At 64.6% G+C, this 2,936-nt stretch carries 2 protein-coding genes; one reads left to right on the plus strand and one right to left on the minus strand.

All coding sequences use genetic code 11. The annotated features are described in order from the left end of the window. Positions 1-182: 182 nt before the first annotated feature. A complete protein-coding gene (locus AC08OJ_RS19495; protein WP_476594745.1) occupies positions 183-458 on the minus strand; it encodes a hypothetical protein in 276 nt (91 codons plus the stop codon). 1,216 nt (positions 459-1,674) lie between these two features. On the opposite strand from AC08OJ_RS19495, the gene AC08OJ_RS19500 reads away from it, so the two are divergent. Then, the coding region (locus AC08OJ_RS19500; RefSeq protein ID WP_476596496.1) for a site-specific integrase at positions 1,675-2,936 on the plus strand (1,262 nt) is incomplete at its 3' end.

The raw sequence follows: 2,936 nt of genomic DNA on the forward strand, positions 1-2,936 counted from the left end.
ACTTTTCATTGTCGGCTCGGCCACTCCACGATTCCGGCCACGCGTCCGCGGCCAGGCTGGTTGGCCAGGCCGTTGACCTGGGTCCGGACCGCGGTGCCCAAGGCGTCCCACATGTCGGCCGGGAGAAAGATCAATCTGACACACTCTTTGACGACCTGTGGATCGGCTGCGCCGACGAAGACTCATGCGGACGGGGTGTCGGGTTCGACGCCGAGCATCACCAGCAACGGCCTTGTCGGGACGACATACCGCTGACCGTGACGGATGACCGGCGTCGGGAACTTGCCGTCGCGGATGAGCGCTCTGGCTTTCCAAAGGCCCATACCGAGCACGCTGCCGGCGGTCTCGACGTCTACGGTCGCTGGCAGAGCCCGAAGCTGCGCTGTACTCCATCGCCCACGGAGCTGGCGCAGGGTCTCGCCGGTCAAGCGGCCTGGCAGGGCGGACGAGGCAGTCACGCGGACCTCCGACGCCGATCGGCGTTGACTTGCTTCCGCTCTGCCAGTCCTCGGGTGACCTCAGAGCATCGAAGACGGACGGCCGCGTCAACTCGGATACTCGGCGGCACATCGCCCCGGTGCTGCCTCTGACGGTCCGCATCCTCGGGGATCTTGAGCTCCGCGGCGAACTGCCTCGCGGTCAGGACCTTGCCATCTTCAGGTGCGGGTTGGGGTGGTCCACTGCGCGACATCTACTTCTCCGTTAAGGGCGCGCCGAATACGCATGTCGATGCACATGCGGAAGTGCGTCGGGAGCCTGCGCCCATACAATGAGATCGGTCAGTCCAATGACGCCACGCTACAACGATGAAACGATTTTGGCGATGACCAATTCGCCGCAGCAGCAGCTTTCACCATACCGAAAGTAGTCGCCAGCAGGAAACCTCTCACCGCATTCACGCGAGGATCAACCCGTTCCGCCTCGCCGCCAGTCGCGGCCAGTGATCGCCTACCGTTGCAGCCGTAGCCACTCCATGTTACCTAGAGATGGCCCATGATAGGTCGGATCAGATCGTAGTAGCTCGACCTTTTGGCTGCGATCGGCCGCGCATTACATCGGGCAACCCCTCACCCATTACCTAGCGCTACCATCTTGGCAATAAATGTGTTTTACATCACATCCGACAGAAAGCGTGGCGAGCATATGCCACAGCGCCATCATGTTGGCGCGGGCGCTCTCGCGCTACGCCTCCACCGTCGCCCGCGACACACTCGACCGCTTTCGGACGGAATAGAATCGCAACGCACTACATGCGTCTCGTCGATCAGAGAGCGCAAATATTGCAATATATTCAAGCGACACCCGAAGGATTTCTTCGCACCCGGAAGATCAACTTCCCTTGAGCCGAATCGTGTCAGTGACGGAGCTAGCAAAGGAGCGGTGACGTCAATGAAGATTGTCGCTAAGCACAGGTGCGGATGCCGCGACCCGCAATCGAAGCAGAAGTACCCGGCCGGGACGTGCCCCAACCGAGACAGGCGCGGTCATGGGTTCTGGTCCGGCGAGGCCCGGGTTCCTCACGAGCTCGTGGCCCTGGCCGGGACCGACAGGATCCGGTTCCGCGGTGAGACGAGGAAGGAGGCCGAGGCCGACGGGGACGCGAAGTGAGCGAAGGTCCGCGCCGGTCAGCAACACATCGGCCGGCTCACGGTCGCCAGCTACCTCGACGACTGATTGAGCCGGAAAAACGCGCTGCGGCCGACGACCCGTACACGCTACGGGCAGTTCATCCGGCTACACCTGACGCCGTTCCTGGGCACCATGCCGCTGACAGGGCTGCGGGCCGAGCACATCGACGTGGCCTTGAGGCGCGCAGTGGAGACATCCCAGGAACGTCCGGGGCGGGCCATCGGCCCGGCAACCGTCAAAGACGTCCTGGAGATGCTCCGGACAGCGCTGAATGACGCCGTCCGGCAGCGGAAGCTCGACTTCAACCCGGCGCAAGGTGTTGAGCTGGCGTCGTATTCGACGCCGGAAGTCGAACCGTGGGAAGCGGCAGAGGTCGGCCGCTTCCTGGACGAGGCAGCATCCGACCGGCTCGCCGCAGCGTATGAGCTGATGGCCTTGCATGGGCTTCGGCGTGGTGAGGTGTACGGGGCGACCTGGACCGGGTTGGACCAGGCGGCCGGCGTGCTGATCGTCCGCCAACAGATCACCCGCTCCGGGTCTCAGCTCGGCGTCTGGGCGCCGAAAACAAAGTCGGGCCGGCGCAAGGTTGACCTCGCCTCAGTCACGCTCGACTCGCTGGTCGCGCATCGGCTCCGGCAGGATGGCGAGCGCGAGGCGGTAGGAGATACCTGGAACAACGGCATCCTGCCTGACGATCAGGGGAGGCCGGTTCAGCTCGAGAATCTAATCTTCACGCACCCGTCGGGGCGGCATCTCGCGCCGGAGTACCTGACCCGGCAGATGCAGCGGATCGCCCGGCGGGTCGGTCTGCTCGGCACGGTGAAGGTGGCGGCGGATGCCGGCGCGACGTCAGTTCTCATCGGTACCCGCTATCGGCCAGCCGAGGGCACGTGGACCGTCTACCGGGAACGGGAGCCGATCGGCGAGGTGACCATCCTCGGCACCGGCCGCCGGGGCGCTCGGTCGGTGCTGCATCTCGCCGAACCCCTACCCGCGGCCCTGGCTGCGGGCGACGAGATCGGCGAGGAACTGCTTTCCCCCAAGCGGCTCCACGACCTCCGCCACAGCTCGGTTTCGATCATGCTGTCTGCGGGAGTCGACATCACGATCGCCTCGAAGGTCGTCGGTCACTCTTCGACGTCAGTCACCGGGAACCTGTACGCACATCTGTTGCGGTCGACCGGCCAGCAGGCGGCGGAGACGGTGGCCGCCGCGATCCCGCGCACAACGGTTTGTCCTCACCCTGTCCTCACCACCGGAACCAACGGCGGCGGGATCGTGAAGGGCGGAAGCTTCGGGTCTTGTCT

Source organism: Frankia sp. CgKIO3, assembly GCF_977946435.1.